This window comes from Hoeflea sp. YIM 152468 (assembly GCF_029210485.1).
GTDB lineage: Bacteria > Pseudomonadota > Alphaproteobacteria > Rhizobiales > Rhizobiaceae > Hoeflea.
The window spans coordinates 95,412-121,630 of record NZ_JARGET010000026.1; the positions used below are offsets into that span (position 1 = coordinate 95,412).

Consider the following 26,219-nt stretch of genomic DNA (forward strand, 5'->3'; position numbering starts at 1 on the left):
CAATGCTGACACAACCCGACGGCTTGCTGAAGTATCTGACGGACGCCTCCAGTCTTCGTCTTCCCCAGGGCCATTTTATCGACGGTGAGTTTCGCCGCTCGCGCTCCGGGCGATCGATGCAAAGCGAAGATCCCGGTCGGGGGGAAGCCTTTGCCGATTTTGCCCGCGGTGACGCCGATGACATTGCCGACGCTGTCTCCAGCTCGCGCAAGGGCTTTGCCGTCTGGCGCCGTACGCCACCGGCAGACCGCGGCCGTGTTCTCAACCGCACAGCCGAACTGATCCGGCAGAATGCCGAGCGGCTGGCCATAGCCGAGTGCCTGGACAGCGGCAAGCCGATTGGCGAAGCCCGTGGCGATGTCTCCGGCGCCGCCCGCACTTTTGAGTATTACGCAGGCGCATGTGACAAGCTCGAAGGCCAGGTGTTTCCGCTGCCTTCCGGTTATGTCGGCTTCAGCCAGCACGAGCCCGTCGGCGTGACAGCCCATATCATTCCCTGGAACTTCCCGATTTCGACGGCTGCTCGCGGCATGGCGCCGGCGCTGGCCGCCGGCTGCAGCGTGATCGCCAAACCGGCCGAACAGACCCCGTTCACGGCGCTTCTTCTGGCGGAATTGCTGGCCCAGGCCGGCTTGCCCGCAGGCGTCTGCAATGTCGTCACCGGCACCGGAGTGGAGGCAGGCGCGCCTCTCGTTGCCCACACCGGCATCGACCACGTCACTTTCACCGGCTCGGTTGCCACCGGAGCCCACGTGATGCGCGCCTGCGCCGAAAACGTCACCCGCTCGGTGATGGAACTCGGCGGCAAGTCGCCGGTCGTGGTTCTTGATGATTGTGATTTTGACGCCGCCATCGCCAATGTGACCGGCGCCATCTTCGAGCACGCCGGACAGATCTGCTCGGCCGGGTCGCGCCTGGTGATCGAGGCCGGCATTCACGACCGTTTTGTCGAGACGCTGGCAAAGAAAGCAGCCGCGATTTCCCTGGGCCACGGCCTCCGCTCGCCGGATATGGGGCCGGTCAATTCAGCCGCCCAGCGCGACAAGATCCTCGGATTTCTCGACCGGGCCCGCGAGCGTGGAGCGGAATTCCTGGCTGGCGGACTTGCCGCAACGGCAGCCGAATCCGGCAAGGGCTATTTCATCGAACCGACGATTGTCGCCAGCCGGCCGCAGGACGACGAACTGGTTCAGGAAGAGATTTTTGGCCCGGTTCTCACAGTCCAGAAAGCTGACGATGCAGACCATGCGCTGCACCTGGCCAATTGCACCCGCTTCGGGCTGGTTGCAGGCGTGTTCACCCGTGACTTTTCCAGGGCGCATCAGCTCGCGCGCGATATCGATGCCGGGCAAGTCTACATCAATGAATATTTTGCCGGTGGCATCGAAGTGCCGTTCGGCGGCAACAAGCAGTCAGGCTTCGGCCGAGAAAAGGGCCTTGAAGGGCTCAAGAGCTATTGCAAGACCAAGAGCATTGCCGCCCGAATTGGCTGAACGGATGTAATTCCGGTCCGGCACGCAACATCTGAAGACTGGAAAGACCCGCCAAACTTTGACGGGTCTTTTTCTTGAATGGGCGATCTGCCGTCATCACGCAGCCGGCTTAGACCTTCACCGCCACCACTGCCATGCAGTCTCCGGCCTTGACCAACCCTGGAAAATGCCGTGAAGCCACGATCCCCGCGCGCCTGGCGCGGTAATCCACAGGCGCTCTGCCTGTCCGGTCAATTGGCCAGACGCGGGCGACAACTTCGCCTTCCCTGACCTCGTCACCCAGATCCCGCACCGCCTCGATCATGCCGTCATCCTGGCAGAACACGAAACAATCATCATCAGGCATGTCGAGCATCACCGAGGGCGCGATCTCCAGCTCGCCCTTCATGATTCCCGCATGAATGAGCACATTGCGTACGCCCTTCTTGGCAATGGCATTGGACCGCGCTGTCGAGGTGCCGCCACCACCAAGTTCGGTCGTGACAAAGGTCTTGCCCTGATCTTCGACGCTCGTGTCATACATGCCGACATTGTCGATCTCGAGCATGATCATCGAATAGGGGGCATTGAACGCCTCGACTGCGGCCACACAGGCCGCCTGCTGATCCTTGTTTTCCAGCACATGGGCAGAAGCGAAGGGAATGAAATCCAACGTCTTGCCGCCTGAATGGAAGTCGAGCACGATACTGGCTTCCGGCAACAGAACGGTCTGGATGTAATCCGCGATCTTTTCCGTGACAGTCCCGCTTGGCGAACCGGGAAAGGACCGGTTCATGTTGCCCCGGTCAATCGGCGATGTGCGGCTTCCCGCCCTGAACGCCGGATAGTTCATGGCCGGCACGATGATCACCCGGCCCTCGATATCCTCCGGCTTCAACGACACGGCCAGATCCATCAGCGCAACCGGGCCTTCATATTCGTCCCCGTGATTGGCGCCGGTTAGAAGCGCACAGGGCCCAATTCCGTTCTTGATCACGGTGATGGGGATCATCACCGATCCCCAGGCGGAATCATCACGGCTATAGGGCAGGCGGAGAAAACCGTGATGCACTCCATCTTCGTTCAGCGGAATTGTCGGTGTAATTGGATTGACGGACATGGGCGATCAATCCTTCACCAGCAGGCGGCGCGGAACATTGGCCAGGCACTCGGAGCCGGTTGCGCCGATGACGATGCTCTCGGTGATCTCAAAACCCCAGTCGTCCATCCACAACCCGGTCATGAAGTGGAAGGTCATGTTTTCCTCAAGCACGGTCTTGTCCCCGGGCCGCAGCGACATGGTGCGCTCGCCCCAGTCTGGCGGATAGGACAGACCGATCGGATAGCCGGTGCGGTTATCCTTGCTGATCCCGTACTTGGTCAGCACCTTGAAGAAGGCGATCGCGATATCCTCGCACAGATTGCCCGCCTTGGCAGCCTCGAGCCCGGCCTCCATGCCTTCGAGAACAGCCTTTTCCGCATCGATGAATGTCTGCGTCGGCTTGCCCAGAAACATCGTGCGCGACAGCGGGCAATGGTAGCGCTTGTAGACACCGGCAATTTCGAAGAAGGTGCCCTCGCCGCTTTTCATCGGCTTGTCGTCCCAGGTCAGATGCGGCGCCGACGCGTCAGCGCCCGAGGGCAACAGCGGAACGATCGCCGGATAGTCGCCGCCAAAGCCGAGGTGGTCGTCATAGCGCAGACCGGCTTCATAAATGTCGGCCACGAGGTCGCATTTGCGGTAGCCGGGCTCGCATTTGTCGAAGATCGTCTGATGCATCCGCTCGACAAGACGCGCAGCCTTGCGCATGTAGTCAAGCTCCTGGCTCGACTTGACCGCCCGTTGCCAGTTCACCAGCGTCGTGACGTCGGAAAACCGGGCATTGGGCAAGTGCTTTTGCAAGGAGGCAAAGGCAGCCGCTGAAAACCAGTAATTGTCCATCTCGACGCCGATGCGCTTGTTGCCCCATCCGCGCTCATCAAGCTTTGCCGAGAGATAATCCATCGGATGACGTTCGGTCGATTGAACATAATTGTCCGCATAGCCGATGATGGTGCTCTCAGCCAGGTAAGAGGTGCGCCGCGCGCCATTGGCATCCTGACCGCGGCCGAACCAGATCGGGTCTCCGTCCGGACCGACCACCACGCATTGGTGGACATAGAATGACCAGCCGTCATAGCCCGTCAGCCATGCCATGTTGGACGGGTCGGACACGACAATGACATCGACACCTGCTTTGACCATGGCAGCACGCGTCTTGGCGACGCGCTGCGAATATTCGTCCCTGCTGAAATTAAGAACTGGCGCGGACATTCGGGGGGATTTTCCTTTCTTGGTGGGAAGTCAGTTTGAAAAGTCTGAACCAGCCTTCGCCGCCAGGGCACGCGCGCTGGCAAATGTCGCGATGGCGGTATCCTGGATGCCGGTACCGGTCAGATCGGCAATGGTGATTGCGTCGTCGGACGGCCTGCCCTTGGCTTTGCCGGCGACGATCATGCCCAGTTCTGCAAAATCCGCATCCGACGTTGCGGCACCGGCGGCAATGGCCGACCGCAATTCACCCAGGGTGCGGGTTTGTGTCAGCCGGTCGGGAACATAAAGCTCTGCTTTGGCGAAGCAGCCCGGATCGAGCTCGTTCTTGTGGTCCTGGTCCGAGCCCATGGCCGTGATGTGCTGCCCCGGCCGTAACCAGTCGCTTCGCAGGATCGGCTTTGACGCCGGTGTCGTGGTGACGATGACATCGGCCGCAGACACCGCTGCCGCAATCTCGGTGGCAGCGGTGACCTCGATGCCCAGCTCTCGCGTCATTTCAGCAGCAGCGATCATGGCCCGGTCCGGATCGCGCGCCCAGATGGTCGCCGTCTTGATCGGGCGCACCAGGCAAAGCGCCTTGAGTTGCAGCTTGCCCTGCACGCCCGCCCCCAGGATACAAGCCGTTGACGCATCGGCACGGGCCAGGTGCCTTGCCGCAACCGCGCCGGCCGCTGCCGTGCGCACATCGGTCAGGTAGCCATTGTCGAGCAGCAACGCCTCGAGCATGCCGGTTCTTGCCGCAAACAGCACCATAAGTCCCGATGTGCTTGGCAGGCCGATCTTCGGGTTGTCGAAAAAGCCGGGCGAGATCTTGATGGCAAAGCTGTCGATGCCCGGCACGAATGCGGTTTTGACATCAACCTCGCCATTGAACGCCGCGATCGCCATCGACAGGATCGGCGGCATCACCACATCGCCGGTCGCCAGTGCGGCGAAGGCCTGCTCGATGCAATCGACGGCGTCGAGATCAAGCCCCACCACGCCACGCAATTCCGCCTCGGTCAGGATCTTGATGCGGGCCATGTCATGCAACCTCTTTTGTGACATCGACATCTTCACCGGAGATGATGCGATGGTGCTGTTTCATGTCGATATTGCCGCCGCTCAGAATTGCTGCGACAGGTCCGGCGCTTTCGATCCTGCGCGCCAGCAACAGCGCAACCCCGACAGCCCCGGAGCCTTCGATGATCTGCCGTTCCTGCCAGTAGACATGCCTGATCGCGGCCGCTATTTCCGCCTCGCTGACCAGCACCACCTCGTCGACCAGATCGCGGGTCATGGCAAATGTCAGCTGGTTATCCAGCCCAATGCCGCCACCGAGCGAGTCGGCGAGCGTGGCCAACTCTTCGACCAGCACCGGTTTGCCGGCTGCAAGACAGGCATGCATGGCCGCACCACGTTGCATCGAAACCCCGACGATCCGGACATCCGGCCGTCTGGCCTTGATCGCGGCGGCAACACCGGAGACCAGGCCGCCGCCGGAAACCGGAACCAGAACGGTGGCCACATCCGGCACCTGTTCCAGAAGTTCGAGCCCAAGAGTGCCTTGCCCTGCAATGATCTTGCGGTGATCGAAAGGCGGGATCATGATCATGCCGTCCTCAGTCACCAGACGATCGACCTCCCCTTGCGCCTCGTCCTGCGAGCTGCCGACAATCCGCACTTCGGCGCCTTGCGCCTTGATCCCGTCGATCTTGGCCTGCGGAACCAACCGTGACATGCAGATGATGCATCTCACCCCGGCCGCCCTGGCAGCATAGGCAAGACCCCGCCCGTGATTGCCGGTCGACACACCGACAACACCACGGCGCTTCTCGTCATCGGAGAGGCACGCAACCGCATTGGTTGCCCCGCGCAGTTTGAAGCTGCCGGTGATCTGCGTGTGTTCCAGCTTGAGGGAAACCGGCACACCGGCGAGATCTGTCAGTGAGACGGACAGATTGACCGGTGTGGTGCGCACGGTACCCGCGATGGCCACGCGTGCCCGCTCGATTTCGCCGAGATCGACAAAGGCGTGTGACGTGCTCATGCGACCGCACCGAAAGCATGGTCCGGCAACTCACGCTCAAACAGCCGGCCGAACCGCGCGGGTTTGTGATCGTGAAAACCGCCGAGTCGGGACATCGCCCATGCGCTGGCCTGATTGGAGGTCACCACCGGCTTGCCGAGTCGCTCCTCAAGCTCGGCGATGACGTTGATTGCCGGCAGCCCGGTGCAGGATATGAACAGCGCTTCCGCATCGGGCGTGTCAACCGCGATCGCGGCGTTGAGGATGGTCCGGTCACTCACCCGCGCCATCTCGCGGTCATCCTCCAGGCCGAGACATTCAACACGACACAGCTCCAGCCCGTGTTTCGTGAAATATTCTGCCATCGGCTGGGTGGTCTCAACGAGGTAAGGCGTCAGGAGTGCAAGACGCCGGACCCCGAGCGCCGCAAGAGCCAGCCGCGCCGCCCCCGAAGGCGTGACCACCGGAACATTGCCGATACCCGCCTGGATCGACGCTGTGACGCTGTCGTCGCCAATGGCGACAGAAGCCGAGGTGCAACTGTAGCAAATCGCTCTGAGCGGCTGCAACGGCGCCAGCAATGCCGCCGCGTCGGTGAGACGCGGGGCCATTTTCCGCAGGTTCTCCGGTGTCGTCGGGTTCTCGAAAGCAACCCGTGTGACATGGATGGCAACACTGTCGCCGGGCAATTGCCGGTAAAGGTCACGCTCGCTGGTCATGTCGGTTGCGAGAGCTATGAGCCCGAACCGGGCAGTCGCGCTGGCGTCATCAAACCGGACGATCTCTGCCGATTGTAAGGCTTTGACTGCAGTCATACGCCGTTCCTCCCCACTTCATGGGACATATTCACTGTCCTGCTGACAAAAACGCTAGACCACCATCACCGGAATGGACGCCAGGCTGGTGACTTTGTGAGAGACACTGCCCAGCAGGAATCCCTGCATGTCGCCCAGGCCGCGGCTGCCGACGATGATCAGGTCCACCTTGTGATCTTGCGCAAACTGGACAATCATTCGCGCTGGCTGGCCGGCCTTCACAAATGCGCGAACTTGATCCGCACCTGCTTCGGCGGCGATCTTCTTCGCCTCCTCGGCAACGTCCTTGGCGTAATCACGCATCGAGTCATCAAGGTTTTCCGGGTCTTCCGGTCGCACCATCGACGTTGATGCCTCCAGAAGTGAGTGATGACGAAACACCGTCAGAATCAACAGCTCGCAGCCACAGGTTTGCTGCAGTTTCGACGCCAGCATCAGCGCCTTCTTGGAGCCTTCCGACCCGTCGACCGCAACCAGGATTCGCTCAAACATCGATCTATCCCCTTACCGGAATGCGAGATCGCGCAGGAACAAAGCGATCTGCGGAAAATAAATAAGGGCTACAGAGACGCACAGCAGGATCACCGTAAACGGAAAGATGCCGCGAATGACCTCGATATAGGGTCTCTTGAAGATGGCGATCGCCGTAAAGATGTCACAGCCGAACGGCGGCGTTGCCGACCCGATCGCCACCTGAAGCGTGATGATCGTTCCCACCAGCACCGGGTCGAGACCCACCGTTTTGACCACCGGAGCAAAGATCGGAACCAGGATCAGAATGACCACGATGGGATCGACAAACATGCACCCGATGAAGAAGGAGATCGAGATGACCGCCAACACCCCCTTGGGCCCCATATCCGCGACTCCGACAGCCGCCAGGATCTCCTGCGGCACCTGGGCAAATGAGATCACCCAGGAAAAGGCCGCCCCGGCGCCAACCAGAATGAACACAACGGCCGTGATCAGCCCCGTAGATTTGGCGATCCGGTAGATATCGGGCAGGTTCAGGGATCTGAAGACGATAAATTCGAGAATGACTGCATAGAGCACGCAAGCTGCAGCGGCCTCGGTCGGGCTGAAAATGCCGCCATAGATTCCGCCAACGATAATCACCGGAAAACCCAGCGGCCAGATCGCCCGTTTGACCGATTCACCCCGTTCAGCCCAGGTCGCCTTGGGCTCGGTGGGAACCTTGTTCACAATCGCATAGACCATGCTGTAGGCGGAAAACAGCACGAGCAACAGCAGCCCCGGGCCAATCCCGGCAATGAACAGCTCGGAAATCGATGTGCTGGAAATCACCCCGTAGATGATCATCCCGATCGATGGCGGAATCAGGAACGCGATATCCGACGCATTGATGATCAGCGCCAGAACAAAGGAATCCTTGTACCCGGCCTTGAGCATGCGCGGGCGCAAGGGCGAACCGACGGCGACAACCGTCGCCTGGGTCGAGCCGGATACTGCGCCGAACAGCGTGCACGCAGCCGCGGTACTGACCGCCAGCCCGCCTTTGATGTGACCCACGAACTTCATCACCATGTCAATCAGCCGGTTGGCCGATTGACCGCGGGTCATGATATCGGCGGCAAGAATGAACATCGGTACGGCAATCAGCGACGCCGGCCGGATGCCGGCAATCATCTGCTGAACCATGAAGTCCATTTTGCCCAGATCGCCAAACATGAAGACAAAGCCGACAAAGGTGGAGACGAGCAGCGGAATCATCATCGGAAAGCCGAGCAGCAGCAGAACGATCATGATCAGGAAAATGGTCAGTGCCATGGATCGTCTTCCTCAAACCTCGAGTTCGTCATCGTCGTAACCCTCAAGCACGCGGGTCGACAGATAGATGTTTTTTCCGGTCAGGTTCTTGACCGCGGTCAACGCATATTGAAGTCCGGTCATGAAGAAGCCGATCGGCACCCAAAGGAAGATCCAGTAGACCGGCAACTGAAGCGAAGGCAGTACGCGGCCGGATGTGGCGACCTTTCCGATATAGCCGATCGAGAAGTAGCAGAGCGCAAACATCGTCACGGCAGTGGCCGCCGCGATGAACACCATGAAGCTCCTGCGAGCCCTGGCCGGCAACGCATCGTAGATCGCCGACATGCGGATATGGCGGCCCTGGCGGGCAGCATAGCTGATGCCCGCGAAGGTGATCAGGATGATGAGGATCCGGTTGAGTTCCTCGGAGAAAAACAGGCTGTACTGAAACACAAACCGCCCGACGACATTGGCAATCGTATTGACCGCCATCAGCAGCACGCCGGCGGCGAGCAGTACGGACTCCACCCGGCTGATTGTCGAATCGATCACGCCCAGAAAGCCCGGTAGCGAGGATTCGTGCGGATTGTGCTCCGTTAGCTCTTCCAAGATAGCCTCCCGGCTTGTTGGCTGACCGCACCGGAGGCCATCTTCAAACGGCCTCCGGAAGTATCGATACCTGCAATCCGGAACAGATCAGCCCTTGGTTGCGTCCAGGTCAGCCTTCATCTGATCAAGGATTGCCTTGCCGCTCTCGCCTGTCATTTCGATGAATTTGGCTTCGACGCCAGCGGCGGCGGCCTTGAAGCAGGCGCGCTCTTCTTCCGTAAGGACGGTGACGGTCATCTCCGGCTTGGCTTCCATGATCTTTTTCAGTTCACTGTCGGCCAGTCCCTTCTGGTATTCGACAATGTAGTCATAGGCCGAGGCGGCAGCGTCCTCGATGACCTTCTTGTCGCCATCCCCGAGGCCATCATAGAAATCCTTGTTGGCCATCACTGCCGTGGTGAAATTATTATGCCCGGCATAGGTGATGTAATCTGTCACTTCATACAGTCCGGTCGAATACAGGTAGAAGGTGGGGTTCTCCTGTCCCTGGATGATGTTGGTCTGCAGGCCGCCGTACACTTCGCCCCATGGAAGCGGGGTCGGTGTGGCGCCGAATGCCTTGTAGGATTCAACCAGCAGCGGGTTGGTCATGACGCGGAACTTGACCTCGTTGAGATCGGCGCAACTCCTGACCGGCTCCTTGGTGGTCATCGCCACTTCGCCTTCCGGGAACATCACCAGAAGCTCAAGGCCCTGTTCGGCATACAGGCTTTCGAAATCCTCGTTGATCGCCTTGCTTTCCTTGTAGAACCGGGCGAGATGCGCCTGATCGGTTGGCAGCAGATAGGGCACGAAAAACACCTGTGCCTCCGGAATCAACGCACCGGTAAAGCCGGGTGACTGATCGACAAACTGCAGGATTCCGGCCTGGGCCTGCTCCATGATATCGGCCGATTCACCCAGGGTCCCGTAGGGAAAAAGCTCAATCGTATGATCGGAATTGGCTTCGACCGATTCCTTGAATTTGGTTGCATAAACACCCTGAACCTCGGTCAGGGATTCTTCGAACGCGTATTTCCAGCTGTCGGCCTGCGCGCCGATCGTGCCGGTTGCAAGAATGGCAACGGCAGCAACGCCACCGAGAAAAGTGCGGAGTGTCGAATTCATAGTTGGTTCCTCTCTGAATGATTATCTGTTCGCATCACTGTCCGGCCAACGTGCCGGTGCAAAAATCTGCGGGCAGACAAAAAGCGAGCGCACTTGATGTCGCCGGCGTCCCCCAATGACTGAGCGAGTGGAAAGCGGTGAACCCAGCCCCCTCACTTCTTTATTGTTATGACTTTTAAGAGATTAAAGAAGGACAATAAAGAGTCAATGCGATTATTAAATCATGACAATTATTGCAGTTCACTATTGCGCCATCGGACGAGATGCCCGCGCGACCGCGGCATCCGGCCCCGGCCGCGCGCAGCGTACCAGCCGCTACAATGTGAGCAATGCCGGCTCGGGATTGCTGCGAGCGAGACGCGATATCACCGTCAATCCGCGCTCGAACGCCTGATCCGTTTCGGCTCCCAGACAAATACGGACGCCGTGCTTGGCCACGGTTTCGGACATGGCAAACGCTGACCCGGGCGCCACAGCCACTCCGTTGAGCCGGGCATGGGCCACAAACCCGTCTTCGGTCCAAGAGCCTGGAATGGGCAGCCAGATATGCATTCCATTGCTGCTGGAGTGGAACGGAATTCCTGCAAGAACCTCAGCGGCCAGTTCATTCCGTCTGCCCAGCGCCTGCATCTGCCAGTTCAGCAGCCGCTCTGCCGTGCCATCATCAATCCACCGGCTGCCGATCTCGGCCATCAACGGGGTGGCCATCCAGCTGGTCACAAGATGCCGGTTGGCGGCGGCCGATTCAAAGGCTTCCGGCATCGTCAGATAGCCAAATCTGAGGCCTGGCATGATGCATTTGGTCATGCTGGTGAAATAGAAGGTTCGCTCCGGCGCCATCGCAGCAATCGGATCAGGTCTGCCGGGCTGGAGCGGCCCCCAGGCATCGTTTTCGATGATCAGCACATCATAGCGTCGAGCCAGCGCCACCAGCTCCCGCCGCCGTTCAACCGACATCGTGACGGCGCGTGGATTCAATCCGGCCGGCATCAGATAGACCGCCTTGACTTGGGATTTTTCACAGGCAGCAGCAAAAGCCGATGGAACAATGCCCTCCATGTCGACTTCCAGCCCTTGAATCCGCAATCCCAGATACCGAGAAAGCGCCTTGAGCGTGTGGTGCCCCAACTCCTCGGTCACGATCAGGTCACCAGTGCTGGCCACGGTCATCAGCGCGATTGTCATCGCCGAGGTATTGCCATTGGTCATCAGCAGCCCTTGGGAGGAGGGCTTCAGCCCGCACAGCGCAAGCCAGTTCGCAGCGGCGTCATTGTACTTGCGCAACGCCGTTGAAGGCCTGAAGGCGGACACCGTCGAGGCCGGCATGTCGGTCGCAAGCCGGGCCAGAGCCCGCTGCATTTCGGCAAGGTGCAGGTTCTCAAACACAGGCATCAGCAGCGAAAAGTCGATAAACTCGCCGTTCTGGCTGTCAGGCACAAACGGGGTTTTGGTGTCGCTGCGCCCGACCCTGACGAAGGTTCCGCGCCCGACTTCGCCGGCGATGAAGCCCCTTCGGATCAATTCATCATAGGCCCTGCTGACTGTCTGCACGCTCAGCCCCAGATCATAGGCAAGGGTGCGGTGGGTCGGCAGCCTGTCGCCGTTGCGCAACTCACCTGCGTCGACCGCCCGGATCAGGGCGGCGGCAAGCGATTTGTAGGCAGGGCGGCGCAGGTCTTGTGGTTTTGGAGGCCAAATTGTCATGATTTACTGATGACCTCAATCAGTTAAATTGACAACCCCTCATTGCTGCATCAAAAGTCATCGCCATGGCCTCACTCAAACTCGATGACCGCGACATCAAGATTCTTGCGACGCTGTCGCGGGAAGGTCGGATATCCAAATCCGAACTGGCCAAAAGGGTCAACCTCAGCCCGACCCCCTGCTGGGAACGGCTCAGTCGGCTGGAAAAAGCCGGAATCATTTCTGGCTATCATGCCGATATCGAATTGCGCCATATCGGACCGCAGGTTTCGGTTTTCGTCATGATCGAGTTGGAAAACCATCGCTCGGCGACCTTCCAGACCTTTGAGCAGGCGATCTCTCGCTATGACGAGATCATGTCATGCTGGGCCCTGGGTGGCGGCTTTGATTACCTGCTCCATGTCATCACCCGAGATATCGACAGCTACCAGAGGCTGATTGACGATTTGCTCACGCACAAAGCCGGGCTGGCGCGGTATTTTACCTACATTGTCACCAAACCGGTCAAGCATTCGACAGTTCCGCCTTTCGATATTCTGACCGCTGTGGCGCCGGAGACGAATTAGCCTGCCAAGGGCGAAACAATGGATGAAACCTCTGGCAGAAGCACAGCCATCAGAGAATTCATCTTCGCGGACCCGGCTAAAGTCTGAGCACATCAACCCAACCCGCGAGCAACGCCGTGTCCCTTGTTCAAACGAAATTCAAAACGACGCAGTTCGAGCTGTCCGATCCCGCCCTGTTCCGGGGCTTTTCCTATATAGGCGGGCGCTGGACAGCCGGAGCCGCAGCCCAGATGTTCGCGGTCTCCAACCCGGCCGATGGTAGTCACCTTGGCGATGTCGCCAGTCTTTCCGCCAAGGACAGCATCGGGGCCGTTGATGCCGCTCAGAATGCCTTTGCCGCATGGTCTTCACTGCTGCCGCAGCAGCGATCAGTCATTCTGCGCCGCTGGTTCGAGCTGATGCTGGAACACAAGGAGGATCTGGCCCGGATCATGACGCTGGAACAAGGCAAGCCGATTTCCGAAGCCCGCGGCGAGATCGACTACGGCGCGTCCTTTGTCGAGTTCTTTGCCGAGGAGGCCAAGCGCCCCAACATCGAAAGCGTCACCTCGCATCTGCCTGACGCGGAAGTCGAGATCTGGCGCGAACCCGTCGGCGTCGCGGCCCTGATCACACCGTGGAATTTCCCCTCCGCCATGCTCACCCGCAAGGCAGCAGCAGCCCTCGCCGCCGGATGCACCGTCGTGGCGCATCCATCCGCAGAAACACCTTTCTCAGCTCTCGCCTTGGCCGAGCTTGCCGAGCGCGCCGGCTTCCCCGCGGGTGTCTTCAATGTCGTCACCGGCAGCGCGCCGGTCGTCGTCGAACCCTGGATGACCGACAAGCGGGTCCGTGCTGTCTCCTTCACCGGCTCCACCGAAATCGGCAAACTGCTCTACAGGCAGAGCGCCGACACGGTCAAACGGCTGGTGCTCGAACTGGGTGGCCACGCACCTTTCATCGTGTTTGCCGACGCTGATCTGGACAAGGCGGTTGCCGAGGCCATCAAGGCAAAATTCGCGACTTCCGGCCAGGATTGCCTGGGCGCCAACCGCTTCTTCATCGAGCGGCCGGCCTATGATGCGTTTTGCTCCAGATTTGCAGACGCAACGGCAAAACTGACGGTGGGCATCGGCATGGACAACCGGGACATCGGACCGCTGATGAACGACAAAGCCGTCGCCAAGCAGCGGGAGCACGTCGCCGATGCGCTTGCCAAGGGTGCCAGACTGCTGACCGGCGGGGACCAGCACAAGGCCGGCCCATTGTTCTTTCAGCCCACGGTGCTTGCAGATGTACCTGCCGGCGCGCTCATTATGCACGAAGAGACCTTCGGTCCGGTCGCCGCCATTGCGCCGTTCGACACCGAAGAAGAGGTGCTGCAAAAAGCCAATGATACCGAGTATGGACTTGTCGCCTATCTGCACACCCAGGACCCGCGCCGGATCTACCGCGCCAGCCGGGCGCTGCAGTTCGGCATGGTCGCGATCAACCGAACCAAGGTGACCGGCGCACCGATTCCCTTTGGCGGGATGAAACAATCCGGGTTGGAACGCGAAGGCTCGCGCCTTGGCATGGAGGCCTTCACAGAGGTCAAATATGTCTGCCGCGACTGGGCATGACACATTTCAAAAAGGACACAACAATGCTGACCAACGACCAACTGTCCCAGTGGGACCGGGAGAATTTCTTCCACCCGTCAACCCATCTCGCCCAGCACGCGCGCGGCGAAAGCTCAAGCCGCATTGTCACCGGCGGCGACGGCGTGTTCATCGATGACCGTGACGGCAACAGGCTGCTCGACGCATTTGCCGGGCTTTATTGCGTCAATGTCGGCTATGGCCGCGCCGAGATCCAGGATGCGATCGCCGCCCAGGCCAAGCAACTGGCCTATTACCATGCCTATGTCGGCCATGGCACCGAGGCCTCGATTACGCTCGCCAAGATGGTGCTCGACCGGGCGCCGTCCAACATGTCGAAGGTCTATTTCGGCCTCGGCGGCTCTGACGCCAACGAAACCAACATCAAGCTGGTCTGGTATTACAACAACATTCTCGGTCGCCCCGAGAAGAAGAAGATCATCTCGCGCTGGCGCGGCTATCACGGCTCCGGCCTGGTGACCGGTTCGCTGACCGGCCTTGAAGTCTTTCACAAGAAGTTCGATCTGCCGCTGTCGCAGGTCAAGCACACGGTCGCGCCGGACTATTTCCGCCGCGCCGATCTGAGCCAGACCGAAGCCCAGTTTGTCGCCCATTGCGTGAGCGAACTTGAAGCCCTGATCGCGCACGAAGGCGCCGACACGATTGCCGCCTTCATCGGCGAACCCTTGCTCGGCACCGGTGGCCTGGTGCCGCCGCCGGCCGGTTACTGGGAAGCCATCCAGAAGGTGCTGAAGAAGCACGACATTCTGATGATCGCCGACGAAGTGGTCACCGGTTTCGGCCGCCTCGGCACCATGTTCGGCTCCGATCATTACGGCATCGAATCCGACATCATCACCATCGCCAAGGGTCTGACGTCGGCCTATGCGCCACTGTCGGGATCGATCATCTCCGACAAGGTCTGGAAAGTGCTGGAACAGGGCACCGACGAGAACGGCCCTATCGGTCATGGCTGGACCTACTCCGCCCACCCGATCGGCGCAGCCGCTGGTGTGGCCAATCTCAAGCTGATCGACTCCATGGGTCTGGTTGAAAATGCCGGCAGCATGGGCGCCTATTTCAACAGGACGATGAGCGACGCCCTCGGTGACCACGCCCATGTCGGCGACGTGCGCGGCGAAGGCATGCTCTGTGCTGTCGAATTCGTTGAAGACAAGACAGACCGCGCCTTCTTCGATCCGTCGAAGAAGATCGGCCCGCAGGTGGCCGCGGCCCTGCTCAAGCGAAACGTCATTGCCCGCGCCATGCCCCAGGGCGACATCATCGGCTTCGCACCGCCACTCTGCCTGTCAAAGACAGAGGCCGACACGGTGATTGCGGCGATGGCGGAAGCCGTCAAGGAAGTCCTCGGCTAATGCATGTCGCGCAAAAGTGTGCAGCGATTTTGCGACAACGACATGCATAAACAAAGAGCCTGAAGTGCGTCACCCGGAACCGGCTTGATGCGACGCGCTTCAGGCCTGACAGGAGTCCGGGTCGGCAGCCTTGCCTTTTAACGTGAACCAGCTCCTTCGGGGGCTGGTTTTTTTGTGAGCCTTCCCCGCCGAACACGACGGCACGGCACGGCTCTGCGCTACCGCGCCGACACGACCGGAACGGCGATGCGCCCTGCCAGCCTGTCAGAGGCTCATCAACAACCGCTGCCGCCAGCGTGATCACGGCAGCCGGGCCGTTTGCATCCGGCGCCAACGTGACTGCCCCTGCCCGTGGTCATCCCCTTGCTCCAGGCCACCAAAATGAGACCCCGTCAGCCATATTTTTTTAACGCTGCGCTGAGCAGAAACCCTGGCACGGACGCGCATGCGGGTTCGATCCGATCACCCTGTCAACGCGCGCGGCATCAGGCGAGACAAGAAACGGCATCTGCGCCTTCCGTCCCGCCTGTCTCAACCGAAATCTCAGAGCGCGGCGATGCAGAGAATTTCGACCTTGTAGTCCGGTGTCGCCAACCGGGATTCACCGGCGGCACGGGCCGGGGCATTGCCGGGCGATACCCAGGCATCCCAGACCGCGTTCATCTCGGCAAAATCATCCATCGATGACATCCAGATAGTGCTCTGGAGGATCTTCGACTTGTCCGTTCCCGCAGCCGCCAGCAACCGGTCGATGTTGGCGAGAATATCCTGAGTCTGCACAGTCACGCTGGCCCCTGCGGTGCCGACCTGTCCGGCCAGGTAGACGACACCACCATGGATGACGGCCTGGCTCATGCGAGCCCCGGTTTCAATACGTTTGATATCACTCATGAGTCTTGTCCTTGTTTCAAATTCAATGTTTCGCGTGCGGGGCTTAGCGCCTCAACCACAGACAAGTCCAGAGCTGCCTGCCGGCCCATACAAAGATCTGCAGCCAGCTGTGACAGTGCCGGTGCAGTCTGCATGCCGTAGCCGCCCTGGCCGGCCAGCCAGAAGAACCCTTCCGTTTCCGGGGCAAATCCGACCACAGGTGTCCGGTCCGGAGCAAAGGTCCGCATCCCGGCCCAAGAATGCTCGACCCGTGTCACCGGAATCGTCACGGCCTGTTCGAACCGGTGCAGCCCTTCGGCGATGACCATGTCGTCGGCCCAGACATCATGCGGCTCGACCGGGTCTTCCTCCGCCGGCGAGACCATCAGCTTGCCAGCCTCGGGCTTGGCGTACCATTGGTCTCCGGCATTGGCAAAAAGCGGCCAGCGGTTGATGTCATGGCCCTCGGGTGCCGGAATCAGCGCCGCCGAGCGGCGCAAAGGCGCCAAACCCAACGCCCGCACGCCGGCCATCTGCGCCAGGTGATCGGCCCATCCGCCAGCGGCATTGATCACCACAGCCGCGCTGAACTCGCCCGCCGGCGTCACCACCGTCCAGAGCCCGTCATGACGGGCGATCGACGTCACCGCCGCACCGGTGACAACCTTGCCGCCATGTCCACGATGAAGCCGGGCAAAGCCCTGCAGCATCCGGTCAACATCAATGTCCTGTGCGTCCCACTCGATCGCGGCGGCAGCAATGGCGTCCCTGCGCAGGATCGGCACCAGCTCAAGCGCTTGTTGCGCCGACAGTTTCTCCAGCCCTTCGCTGCCGTCCAGATAGGCCTCGTACCTGTCCAGATCATCCTCTGTCGCAACCAGCAGCTCACCGCGCGGCGTCAGCAGGCTGCTGTCGGAAACCTGGTCGGGCCGCGTCAGAAACGGGGCCGACGCAGCGCTCAGCGCCCGCAATGTCGCATTGCCGTAATTGCGGATGAAGATGGCCGCCGAACGGCCGGTCGAGTGATGGCCAATCATCGGTTCGGCTTCCAGTACGGTGACCCTTGCATCCGGCGCCAGACGCGCCGCGACGCTGATGCCGGCGATACCGCCACCAATCACCAGAATATCGCAATGCGTGCTCATCCTTGCTGATACCCGTCGAGAAAGCTTGTCAGATTGTCGCCCAGGTCGGCGGACAGATAGCCACCTTCCTGCACGATGACGGCAGGAAGATCCAGCCCTGCAATGGCTGCAGCGATCCGGCCAAAGCCCGGCGTGGTCACCTTGAAGCCATGAAACGGATCGTTCTCGTGGGCATCAAGCCCCAGCGCCACGACCAGTGTGTCGGCACCGAAGGAACCGATCCGTGCCAGCGCCACCTCCAGTGCTGCCAGATACTGATCATCATTGGTACCGCGCGGCAGCGGCAGGTTGAGATTGTATCCCAAGCCCTCACCCTCGCCGCGCTCTTCGGCATGCCCCCAGAAAAACGGATAGAAGCGCGCAGGATCGGCATGGATCGACACCGTCAGAACGTCGCGGCGCTGATAGAAGATGCCTTGCGTGCCGTTGCCGTGGTGCACATCGACGTCGAGGATGGCCGGCCGTCTGCCGGAGCGCAGCAAGGCCTGCGCCGCAATTGCCGAATTGTTGAGAAAGCAGAAGCCGCCAGCCAGATCAGCGAACGCATGGTGTCCCGGTGGGCGGCACAGCGCATAGGCGGCTGGCTCGCCGGCGAGCACCGTGTCGACGGCGCTCAGCGCAGACTGGGCCGACCAGTAGGCCGACTGCCAGGTGCCCGCGGCAATCGGGCATGAGGTATCCGCCTGGTGAAACCCGGCCTGTCCGGAAGCGGATTTCGGATAGCTTGCGGTGCGGCGGTCGGGATGGATGTTGGGAATCACCTCGTCGGAAGCGCCCTCGGCCCTGATCCAGCGGCTGTGAATGGTCTCGAGGAAGCGAAGATATTCCGGCGAATGGATCTCCGCGACGGGACCGAGACCATGGTCGGTCGGCCCCACGAAGTCACATCCCGCAGCCCGGGCGCCACGGCTCAACTCCTCGATCCGTTGCGGTTGCTCGGGATTGGCCGACACCTTGCCATTGGCCATGAAGTGCTTCGGATCATGCGCCCGCTGCCGCTCATCGAAAATGGCTTTCATGGTTGTGCTCCCAGGGCATCATAGGCCGTGCCCACCAGTGTCATGTATTGGGTCTCGGTCGTGGGGACGAAGCCAAGACGCTCATAAAAGGCCAGCGCCCGCGGATTGTCATGGTAGACATTCAACCTGAGGAAGCTCGCATTCCAGACCTCAAGACCGGCGGCGCGGACCGCTGCCAGCAGCGCAAGACCCAGGCGATTTCCCCGCGCCTCGTCAGCCACCCACAGGTCCGAAATGTAAACGCCGACCGAACCGTAAACCGTGGAGACGAATGGCGAATAGGCCGCGACACCAACGATGGCCCGGTCAGCCGTCTCCGCCAGCAATGCATGCATCACCGGTGCCGGTCCGAAGCAGAACCGGGCGATGTCCGCATCGCTGGCTCCATGTTCATCCCCCATATCGGCGGACAATTGCGCCAAAGCACGGTTGAGACCCGCCGCATCCGCTGCCACGGCCGGCCTGATCGTGATCTCGTGACTTTTCAAAATGCCACCATCTGTTTTCCCTTCAGCCCCAGCATCGCCCTTGCCTCGTCAGGTGTTGCCACAACCCGGCCGAGCGCTTCAACAACCCCGCGCACCTTCTCGACCTGCTCGGCATTGGACTTCGCCAATTGCCCGCGCGCGATATACAAATTGTCCTCCAGTCCGACCCGCACATGACCGCCCATGGAGGCACCAAGCCGCGCCATCTCCATCTGCTGCCGGCCTGCGGCAAGCACCGAGAACAGGTAGCTGTCGCCAAACAGTTTGTCCGCCGTTTGCTTCAGGTGCGCCAGGTGCTCCGGCTCCGCAGCAATGCCGCCCAGGACCCCCATGACGAACTGGATGAACATCGGTGTCCGGATCAATCCCCGGTCGGCAAAATGCTTGAGCATGTAGAGGTGGCTGACGTCATAGCATTCGAACTCGAAACGCGCACCGCGCTCCTGGCCCATCTGTCTCAGCACGCCCTCGATGTCGCGCGGGGTGTTGCGGAACACGAGATCGTCGGAGTTTCGCAAGAACGGCTCTTCCCAGTCATGCAGCCACTCGGTGCGCTTGCCGAGCATCGGATACAGCGCAAAATTCATCGTCCCCATATTGAGCGAGCACATTTCCGGCTCCGCCGCCAACGGCGCAGCCAGCCGCTGCTCAAGGGACATCACGGCGCTGCCGCCGGTGGTCATGTTGACCACGGCATCGGTTGTCTTGCTGATCACCGGCAGGAAGGCCATGTAGTGCTCGACTGAGGCCGAAGGCTGTCCGGTTTCGGGGTTGCGCGCATGCAGGTGCAGGATTGCCGCACCGGCGTCGGCGGCGCCAACGGCCTGTGCGGCGATGGCTTCGGCTGTCACCGGCAGATAGGGCGACATCGACGGCGTATGGATCGAGCCGGTGATGGCGCATGATATGATGATTTTCGACATGCTGTTTCCTGTCAGGCCAAAGCGGCGGTGAGTCCGGCCTTGGCGGCAAACCTGTCGAGTGCGGCCGTCAGCATGTCGATGATCTCATCGACCTGATCTTCGGTCACGATCATCGGCGGGCAAACGAGAAAATGATCGCCATCAAGGCCGCCCCTTGTGCGGCGCGAGTAGATGATCAGGCCTTCGTCATAGGCCATCTCCACCAGGTCGGAATGGGCATTCAATTCCTTTGGCAAGGGCTGCATGGTCTGCCGGTCCGCCACCAGTTCGAACGCCAGCAACAAGCCTTCCCCCCGCACATCGCCAATGAAGCCGTAGCGCTGCATCAGATTGGCGAGCCGTCCCTTGAGCACGCTGCCGACACGCGCAGCGTTGCCCATCAGGTCTCCGGTTTCAATTTCCTCGAGCACCGCCAGTCCTGCAGCGCAGGCCAGCGGATTGCCCGCATAGGTATGGCCGTGCAGAAACCCCCCGGCATCCAGCACCGGATCGATCAGCCGGTCATGTGCGATCATCGCGCCCAGGGGGGCGTAGCCGGCGCCGAAGCCTTTCGAGATGGCAATGATATCGGGCTCGACACCCCAATGATCCGCGCCATAGAACCTGCCGGTGCGGCCGCCGCCTGACATCACTTCGTCATGGATCAGCAGGATTCCATAGCGGTCGCAGATCTCGCGCACCGCCTGCATGTAGCCCGCAGGCGGCATCAGCGCGCCCGTGGACGCGCCGCCGATCGGCTCCTGGATAAAGGCGAGCACGGATTGCGGACCTTCCTCGATGATCCTGGCTTCCAGCATCGCAGCATAATACGCGCCGGTGGCAGGATCATCGATGGCCAGACCATCGAGATAGGCCCGCGGCGCCGGGATCTTCGGCATCGCCTGCAGCATCGGCTCGAACGGTGCCGACAACGGGTCATAGCCGGTCAGCGCCAGGGCGCCGAGCGTGGAGCCGTGATAGCTGGGGTGGCGGGAAATCACCTTCCAGCGTGTCCCCTGCCCGACGGTGACGGCATATTGCCGCGCCAGCTTGATCGCGCTCTCGACAGCTTCCGACCCGCCGGAAACGAAGAAGACTTTCTCCATCCCTTCGGGCGAAAGCGCCGCCACCTTGGCTGCAAGACGTTCGCTCGGCTCGGTTTCAAAATGCAGCCGATAGCCGAAGGTCGATTTTTCCATCTGCCGTCGCATCGCATCAAGCACGCGAGGATTGGAGTGACCGATATTGCTGACCATGGCGCCGGACGATCCGTCAAGATAACGCTTGCCGTCAACATCCCACATATAGACGCCACGCGCTTCCGCCAGCGTCGGACGACGGTTGCGGGTCTGATAGAACAAGTGACTCTTGGGCTTCACGAACCAACCTCCAACGGCAAGGCTGCGCAGTCTTTCGGACGGAAGGTCAGGGCAACCTGAGCACCCGCCGCAAACGGATGATCCTCGATCATGTTGATTGCCTGCATCTGATGGTCGCCGACACGCAGAAAATAGCGGGCCGATTGGCCCTGATAGTCGACATTCTCGACCGTTGCGTTGACGGAAAGCATGCCATCGGGCGCTGTTCCGGCCGGTCTCAGCAGCAGTTTCTCTGCACGGATGACCAGCTTGACCGGACCCGCTGCCGAAATCTTCGGCGCCCGTTTCTGCGCGATGATGATGCGGGGGAAATCCGCAAGGTCGAGGGCGATTTCACCGCCGGAAATATCTGTGCATTGAGCGGCCAGCAGATTTGACGCGCCAAGGAACTGGGCCACGAACTCGCTTGCAGGCGTGTTGTAGACCTCTTCTGGCGCGCCGACCTGTTCGACCCGGCCTTTCGACATGACGATGATCTGATCCGACATTGCCAGCGCTTCGGTCTGGTCGTGGGTGACAAACACCGTGGTGACGCCGATGCGCTGCTGAATCCGCTTGAGTTCAACCCGCATGTCCTCGCGCAGATTGGCGTCAAGCGCCGACAAGGGCTCGTCCAGCAACAAGACATCAGGCTCGATGACGATGGCGCGGGCCAGCGCGATGCGCTGCTGCTGACCGCCGGAGAGTTCTTTCGGATAGCGGGCGCCGAGATCGGGCAATTGCACCAGGTCCAGGGCTTCGGCCACCTTGCGCCGAGCGTCTTCCTTGCCGACATTGCGGTAGTTGAGGCCGAAAGCGACGTTCTCGGCAACCGTCTTGTGCGGGAACAGGGCGTAGTTCTGAAACACCAGGCCGAGATTGCGCTTGTGGATCGGCACGTCATTGACGCGCTTGCCCTTGATGGCAATTTCGCCCTCGGTGGGATCGAGCAGGCCGGCGATCATCCGCAAGGTCGTCGTCTTGCCACAGCCCGACGGGCCCAGCAGGGTGACGAAACTGCCGTCCTCGATATCGAGCGACATCGGATGCACCGCGGTGAAATTCCCAAAGCGCTTGACGATTTGGGTCAGGGAAACTGCGCTCACGCTCTCGTGCCTCCGGTTGAGAAAACTTCCGGCCCCGTCCCGACGACGGGGCCGGCGCCAGGCTTAGTAGCCCTTCTGGACGCGGCCGAATTCCTTCGACCATTCCGCTTCGTTGCCATTCCAGTAGCCCGGATCGGCAAAGGTCAGACCCGCAAGCGTGCCGGTGGCGTCAAATGCCGGCAGTTTCGGGATCTTGGCGCCAAGGTCGACCTTGGTCGGATCAAGCGCCGGCGGATAGCTCTGGCCTTCCGCCACCGCAATCGAGGTGTCCTTGTCGAGCATGAAGTTGAGCAGTTCTTCGCAGGCCGCCATCGGGCTGCCGCGGAGCACGAACAGGCATTCCTGCCAGCCAAAGCTGCTCGGCGGATCGTAGTAACCGATGTCGTGGCCCTGTTCCTGCAGCGCATAGATGCGGCCGGACCAGCCTTCTGTGACGTAGATCTCTTCCTCGGCCATCAGACTCATCAGTTCAGCCCCCGAAGCCCAGTATTTGAGCGCCAGGTCCCGGTGCTTGCGCACGGCATCCCAGGCTGCATCGAGATCCTGGATGTCATTGGGGTCCTGACCTGTCTGCAGCGCCGCGTACCACATCCGGGTGCGCCAGTCGCTCCAGCCGCCGATCTTGCCCTTGTACTTCTCGTCGATGAGAATCTTGGCACCCTTTTCCTTCATCTCCTCATCGCTGATGTGCTTGCGATTGTAGGCAAGTCCGGTGGTGCCATAGTCGTAGGGAGCGGCCGACAGGCTGTCCGGCGTGATCGACTTGAAGGCGTTCATCAGCGCCGGCATGACATTGGCCATGTTCGGAATGTTGGCGATGTTGAGTTCGCTGGTCAGATCGAAGCTGGCGTAGCGGGCGTAATCGAACACGCCGGAAAGGTGGGCGATGTTGTATTCGCCCGGCTGGCTGGCCCGCACCAGGGCGAGGTATTCGTCGCCGCCCGGGAAGGTGCCGTCAATGACCTTGATGCCGGTCTTTTCGGTATAGGGATCGAAGGCATGCTTGCGGAAGGCTTCCGAGACAACGCCGCCCCAGCCGTCAAAGCGGACCTGGGTGACATCACCGGCTGCCAGGGCCTGGCGGGCGAACGGCATCTGCAGGCCGTAGGCAGCGCCCGCGGCGCCGAGAAGGCCGAAAAACTTGCGGCGGCTGATGTCGCCGTTCTGGAACCGCTCGCGCAGTCGTTCATAACGTTTGGTATCGTCCATCTGTGTTCTCCATCTTGGGGTTCAGGACCTTGAGCGGTTCATACGCCGCTTCTTCTTGCGAGTATTCGAGCCACGGCTACCCCGATGAGCGGCAGCCCGACCGTCAGCACGATGATCACCGTGCCAAGAGCATTGATCTCCGGAGAGATCGAATTGCGAAGCATCGAGAATATCTGCGTCGGCACGGTTTCGATGCCGCCCGGCTTCCAGAACAAGGTCCCGGTGATATCGTCGAAGCTGATGGTGAAGGCGAACAAGCCGCCCGCCGCCACGGCCGGCATCAGCAGCGGCAATGTGACGGAGAAGAAGGTCTGCATCGGCGAGGCCCCGAGGCTCAGCGCCGCCTCCTCGACATCGCGGCGGATGCTGACCAGCCGCGCCTGCACCACCAGAATGACGAAGGGCAGCGTGAAGATGACGTGACCGGCCAACAGCAGCGTGAAGCTCTTGCCGATGTTGAGAAAATTGAGAAACAGCAGCAACGCCACCGCCAGCACCACTTCCGGCACCAGGATCGGCGCGATCAGCAGGGTGGTGATCAGATTGCGGCCGGGGATCTTGTACCGCACCAGCGCCAGGCTGGCGAGCACGCCAAGCACGGTCGAGATGGTGGCGGTCATCAATCCGAGCACGATCGAGGTGCGGAACGCGCGCAAGATCGCGTCGTTGTTCCACAGAGCCTCGAACCAGCGGGTCGACAGGCCCGTCATCGGGAAGCTGCCAAACTGGTTGGCATTGAATGACAACAGCACCACCACCACGATCGGCAGGAACATGAACAGATAGACCAGGATCGTGTAGGTGCGGATCAGACTCCAGCCCATCAGCCAAGCCCCTTCGCCAGTTGCGCCATGCCGAGGTAGCGGTTGTAGATCAGCACCAGTACCCCGAGCACGATCAGCAGGAGCAGCGACAGCGCCGAACCGAGCGGCCAGTTGAGCTGGCGGATGATGGCTTCATAGACGAGGTTGGCGAACATGGCGTCAGGTGGTCCGCCGAGAATCACCGGCGTGATGTAGGTGCCTGCGGCCAGCACGAAACACAGCAACCCGCCCGCAGCCAGACCCGGCAGCGACAGCGGCAGCGTCACCTGCAGGAACCCCTGCCAGCGGGTGGCCCCCAGCGACGACGCGGCGTCTTCGAGATTGGTGTCGATGCCATCGAGACTGACGAAGATGTTGAGCACCATGAACGGCAGCAAGAAGTGCACCAGCCCAAGGATCACGGTGGTCTGATTGTAGAGCATCTGGATCGGCTCATCGATAAGGCCGACATGGATCATGGCCGAGTTGAGCGCGCCGGAGACGCCGAGAATGTTGATCCAGCTCATGGTGCGGATGATGTAGCTGATCCAGAACGGCAGCATCAAAAGCAGCAACAGGATCATCTTGTTGCCTTTGGAGCGGGAGATGAAATAGGCCGCCGGATAGCCCAGAAGCGCGCAGGCAACGGTGGTGATGGCGGCAATCTTGAGGGTGTTGAGCAGAATGTCGCGATAGAACCGGTCCGTCAGCACTTCCGTCCAGTTGTCGAGATAAAAGCCCGGAGTGTCGGCGCCGACAGCACTTTTGAGCCAGAATGAATAGACGACAATGAACATCAACGGCACGATCAGCAGCAGGCTGATCGCCGTCAGCGCCGGTGTCAGCAGAATCCACGGCTGCCGCGCCTCGCGTTGTTCGATACTCATTGTTGTCACGCTCCCCCGCGCTTTTGTTGTCTCATGATGCGAAACCCCACGTCATTGAGCAAATAGATAATTGATATCCACGCCATTGATGATATCAATAATGAATGAGCAGCCTGACACCGCCCGAACGACTTGCGCGTGATCTCGACTGGAATCTGCTGCGCACTTTCCTGGTGCTGGCCGAGTCCCGGTCGGTCACCGAAGCTGCTGAACGGATGTCGTTGAAACAGCCCACCGTCTCCAGCGCCTTGAAGCGGCTGGAAGACAGGCTCGGCAAACGGCTCATCAACCGCAAGCCTGGAAAGTTCGAGCTCACCGCTGCCGGACGAATGCTCTATGATGAAGCCATCGACATTCACGGTGCCATCCTCCGTCTCGGAACCGCCATAAGGGATGTCGAGGATGAGGTCAGCGGTCATGTCCGTATCGTCATGGCCAGCCATGTCGTCAGCCCGCTTGTCGATACGACGCTCAACCGTTTCCACAAAAATCACCCCCGCGCCACATTGTCGATCGAGGCCATGGCCAGCCGTGCCGCTTTGACTGCAGTGGCCGCACGCCGGGCCTCGCTTGCCATCTGCCTGGTGATGGACCGCAGCCCGCAGCTTGAATACCGGCGTCTCTTCCGCGAGTATTTTGGCTTGTTCTGCGGTCCGACCCACCCGCTGTTCGGCAAGAAAGCCGTCTCCATCACCGATCTCGCCGGCCATTCCTCCGTCAGCTTCGTCACCGACCAGATGGGGGATGCGCTCCGTGCTGTCGCTGAGATGCGCGCCGAAGCGCAACTCGATTCACGCATCGTCGGCACCTCGCCCAATCTGGAGGAAGTCCGGCGGATGATCATGGCCGGCCTCGGCATTGGTCCGCTGCCGCTGCATGTCGTGCGCGAGGATGTCGAGCGGGGACGGCTCTGGCGTTTGCCGCCTTATGACTCACCGCCGGCAATTGACGTGCACGTTGTTTGGAATCCGCACGCCAAGCCAAACCGGGCTGAAACAGCGATGCTGGCCGGTCTGATCAATGCGATCGAAACCACGCCGATGGAGCGCCGCATTTACAGCTGAGCCTCGAG

25 protein-coding genes are annotated in these 26,219 nt (G+C 60.7%); 5 read left to right on the forward strand and 20 right to left on the reverse strand.

Features of this window, described 5'->3' with window-relative positions:
- The first annotated feature begins 2 nt into the window (after positions 1 to 2).
- Positions 3 to 1,493, forward strand: coding sequence for an aldehyde dehydrogenase family protein (locus PZ897_RS13895; RefSeq protein ID WP_275753023.1), 1,491 nt, complete (start codon positions 3 to 5; stop codon positions 1,491 to 1,493).
- Positions 1,494 to 1,602: 109 nt separating this feature from the next.
- On the opposite strand, the gene doeB is transcribed toward PZ897_RS13895, so the two are convergent.
- From doeB to PZ897_RS13945, 10 genes are all read right to left on the reverse strand, one after another.
- Positions 1,603 to 2,592 (reverse strand): N(2)-acetyl-L-2,4-diaminobutanoate deacetylase DoeB, encoded by a 990-nt coding sequence (gene doeB, locus PZ897_RS13900; RefSeq protein ID WP_275753024.1) that lies wholly within the window; start codon positions 2,590 to 2,592, stop codon positions 1,603 to 1,605.
- 6 nt (positions 2,593 to 2,598) lie between these two features.
- Positions 2,599 to 3,786 (reverse strand): ectoine hydrolase DoeA, encoded by a 1,188-nt coding sequence (gene doeA / locus PZ897_RS13905; RefSeq protein ID WP_275753026.1) that lies wholly within the window; start codon positions 3,784 to 3,786, stop codon positions 2,599 to 2,601.
- Positions 3,787 to 3,816: 30 nt separating this feature from the next.
- Entirely contained in the window at positions 3,817 to 4,809 is a 993-nt protein-coding gene (gene eutC / locus PZ897_RS13910) for an ectoine utilization protein EutC (RefSeq protein WP_275753028.1), read from the reverse strand.
- A 1-nt stretch (position 4,810) separates the two neighbouring features.
- Complete coding sequence (gene eutB / locus PZ897_RS13915; protein ID WP_275753030.1) at positions 4,811 to 5,815, reverse strand: hydroxyectoine utilization dehydratase EutB; 1,005 nt, start codon at positions 5,813 to 5,815, stop codon at positions 4,811 to 4,813.
- Complete coding sequence (locus PZ897_RS13920; RefSeq protein ID WP_275753032.1) at positions 5,812 to 6,609, reverse strand: aspartate/glutamate racemase family protein; 798 nt, start codon at positions 6,607 to 6,609, stop codon at positions 5,812 to 5,814. The genes eutB and PZ897_RS13920 overlap by 4 nt, the downstream gene beginning before the upstream one ends.
- 54 nt (positions 6,610 to 6,663) lie before the next feature.
- Positions 6,664 to 7,101, reverse strand: a complete 438-nt coding sequence (locus PZ897_RS13925) for a universal stress protein (protein ID WP_275753034.1) — start codon at positions 7,099 to 7,101, stop codon at positions 6,664 to 6,666.
- Positions 7,102 to 7,113: 12 nt separating this feature from the next.
- Positions 7,114 to 8,397, reverse strand: coding sequence for a TRAP transporter large permease (locus PZ897_RS13930; RefSeq protein WP_275753036.1), 1,284 nt, complete (start codon positions 8,395 to 8,397; stop codon positions 7,114 to 7,116).
- A gap of 12 nt (positions 8,398 to 8,409) precedes the next feature.
- A complete protein-coding gene (locus tag PZ897_RS13935) occupies positions 8,410 to 8,988 on the reverse strand; it encodes a TRAP transporter small permease (RefSeq protein WP_275753038.1) in 579 nt (192 codons plus the stop codon).
- A gap of 87 nt (positions 8,989 to 9,075) precedes the next feature.
- Entirely contained in the window at positions 9,076 to 10,095 is a 1,020-nt protein-coding gene (gene dctP, locus PZ897_RS13940) for a TRAP transporter substrate-binding protein DctP (RefSeq protein WP_275753040.1), read from the reverse strand.
- Positions 10,096 to 10,410: 315 nt separating this feature from the next.
- Positions 10,411 to 11,799, reverse strand: a complete 1,389-nt coding sequence (locus PZ897_RS13945) for a PLP-dependent aminotransferase family protein (protein ID WP_275753042.1) — start codon at positions 11,797 to 11,799, stop codon at positions 10,411 to 10,413.
- A 65-nt stretch (positions 11,800 to 11,864) separates the two neighbouring features.
- Here PZ897_RS13945 and PZ897_RS13950 point away from each other — a divergent pair, with 65 nt between their 5' ends.
- From PZ897_RS13950 to PZ897_RS13960, 3 genes are all read left to right on the forward strand, one after another.
- Complete coding sequence (locus PZ897_RS13950) at positions 11,865 to 12,365, forward strand: Lrp/AsnC family transcriptional regulator (protein WP_275753043.1); 501 nt, start codon at positions 11,865 to 11,867, stop codon at positions 12,363 to 12,365.
- A 116-nt stretch (positions 12,366 to 12,481) separates the two neighbouring features.
- Entirely contained in the window at positions 12,482 to 13,966 is a 1,485-nt protein-coding gene (locus tag PZ897_RS13955) for an NAD-dependent succinate-semialdehyde dehydrogenase (protein ID WP_275753044.1), read from the forward strand.
- 23 nt (positions 13,967 to 13,989) lie between these two features.
- Positions 13,990 to 15,360 carry an aspartate aminotransferase family protein gene (locus PZ897_RS13960; protein ID WP_275753045.1) on the forward strand — a complete coding sequence of 457 codons (1,371 nt, stop codon included), beginning with the start codon at positions 13,990 to 13,992 and terminating at the stop codon, positions 15,358 to 15,360.
- Positions 15,361 to 15,903: 543 nt separating this feature from the next.
- Here the strand turns inward: PZ897_RS13960 and PZ897_RS13965 are convergent.
- The 10 genes from PZ897_RS13965 to PZ897_RS14010 form a co-directional block, all read right to left on the reverse strand.
- A complete protein-coding gene (locus PZ897_RS13965) occupies positions 15,904 to 16,251 on the reverse strand; it encodes a RidA family protein (RefSeq protein WP_275753047.1) in 348 nt (115 codons plus the stop codon).
- Entirely contained in the window at positions 16,248 to 17,375 is a 1,128-nt protein-coding gene (locus tag PZ897_RS13970; RefSeq protein ID WP_275753049.1) for an FAD-binding oxidoreductase, read from the reverse strand. The genes PZ897_RS13965 and PZ897_RS13970 overlap by 4 nt, the downstream gene beginning before the upstream one ends.
- Positions 17,372 to 18,394, reverse strand: a complete 1,023-nt coding sequence (locus PZ897_RS13975; protein ID WP_275753051.1) for a histone deacetylase family protein — start codon at positions 18,392 to 18,394, stop codon at positions 17,372 to 17,374. Before PZ897_RS13975 ends, PZ897_RS13970 begins: the two co-directional genes overlap by 4 nt.
- A complete protein-coding gene (locus tag PZ897_RS13980; protein ID WP_275753053.1) occupies positions 18,391 to 18,882 on the reverse strand; it encodes a GNAT family N-acetyltransferase in 492 nt (163 codons plus the stop codon). Before PZ897_RS13980 ends, PZ897_RS13975 begins: the two co-directional genes overlap by 4 nt.
- On the reverse strand, positions 18,879 to 19,805 hold the full coding sequence (locus tag PZ897_RS13985; RefSeq protein ID WP_275753054.1) for a 3-keto-5-aminohexanoate cleavage protein: 927 nt from the start codon (positions 19,803 to 19,805) through the stop codon (positions 18,879 to 18,881). The genes PZ897_RS13980 and PZ897_RS13985 overlap by 4 nt, the downstream gene beginning before the upstream one ends.
- An 11-nt stretch (positions 19,806 to 19,816) precedes the next feature.
- Complete coding sequence (locus tag PZ897_RS13990) at positions 19,817 to 21,163, reverse strand: aspartate aminotransferase family protein (RefSeq protein ID WP_275753056.1); 1,347 nt, start codon at positions 21,161 to 21,163, stop codon at positions 19,817 to 19,819.
- Complete coding sequence (locus PZ897_RS13995) at positions 21,160 to 22,248, reverse strand: ABC transporter ATP-binding protein (RefSeq protein ID WP_275753057.1); 1,089 nt, start codon at positions 22,246 to 22,248, stop codon at positions 21,160 to 21,162. Before PZ897_RS13995 ends, PZ897_RS13990 begins: the two co-directional genes overlap by 4 nt.
- A gap of 63 nt (positions 22,249 to 22,311) precedes the next feature.
- Positions 22,312 to 23,457 carry an extracellular solute-binding protein gene (locus PZ897_RS14000; RefSeq protein WP_275753059.1) on the reverse strand — a complete coding sequence of 382 codons (1,146 nt, stop codon included), beginning with the start codon at positions 23,455 to 23,457 and terminating at the stop codon, positions 22,312 to 22,314.
- A 38-nt stretch (positions 23,458 to 23,495) separates the two neighbouring features.
- The gene (locus PZ897_RS14005) at positions 23,496 to 24,281 is read right to left on the reverse strand and encodes an ABC transporter permease (RefSeq protein WP_275753060.1); all 786 of its coding nucleotides are present in this window, start codon (positions 24,279 to 24,281) and stop codon (positions 23,496 to 23,498) included.
- On the reverse strand, positions 24,281 to 25,147 hold the full coding sequence (locus PZ897_RS14010; protein WP_275753062.1) for an ABC transporter permease: 867 nt from the start codon (positions 25,145 to 25,147) through the stop codon (positions 24,281 to 24,283). Before PZ897_RS14010 ends, PZ897_RS14005 begins: the two co-directional genes overlap by 1 nt.
- Before the next feature lie 104 nt (positions 25,148 to 25,251).
- Here PZ897_RS14010 and PZ897_RS14015 point away from each other — a divergent pair, with 104 nt between their 5' ends.
- On the forward strand, positions 25,252 to 26,211 hold the full coding sequence (locus tag PZ897_RS14015) for a LysR family transcriptional regulator (protein ID WP_275753064.1): 960 nt from the start codon (positions 25,252 to 25,254) through the stop codon (positions 26,209 to 26,211).
- Positions 26,212 to 26,219: the final 8 nt, after the last annotated feature.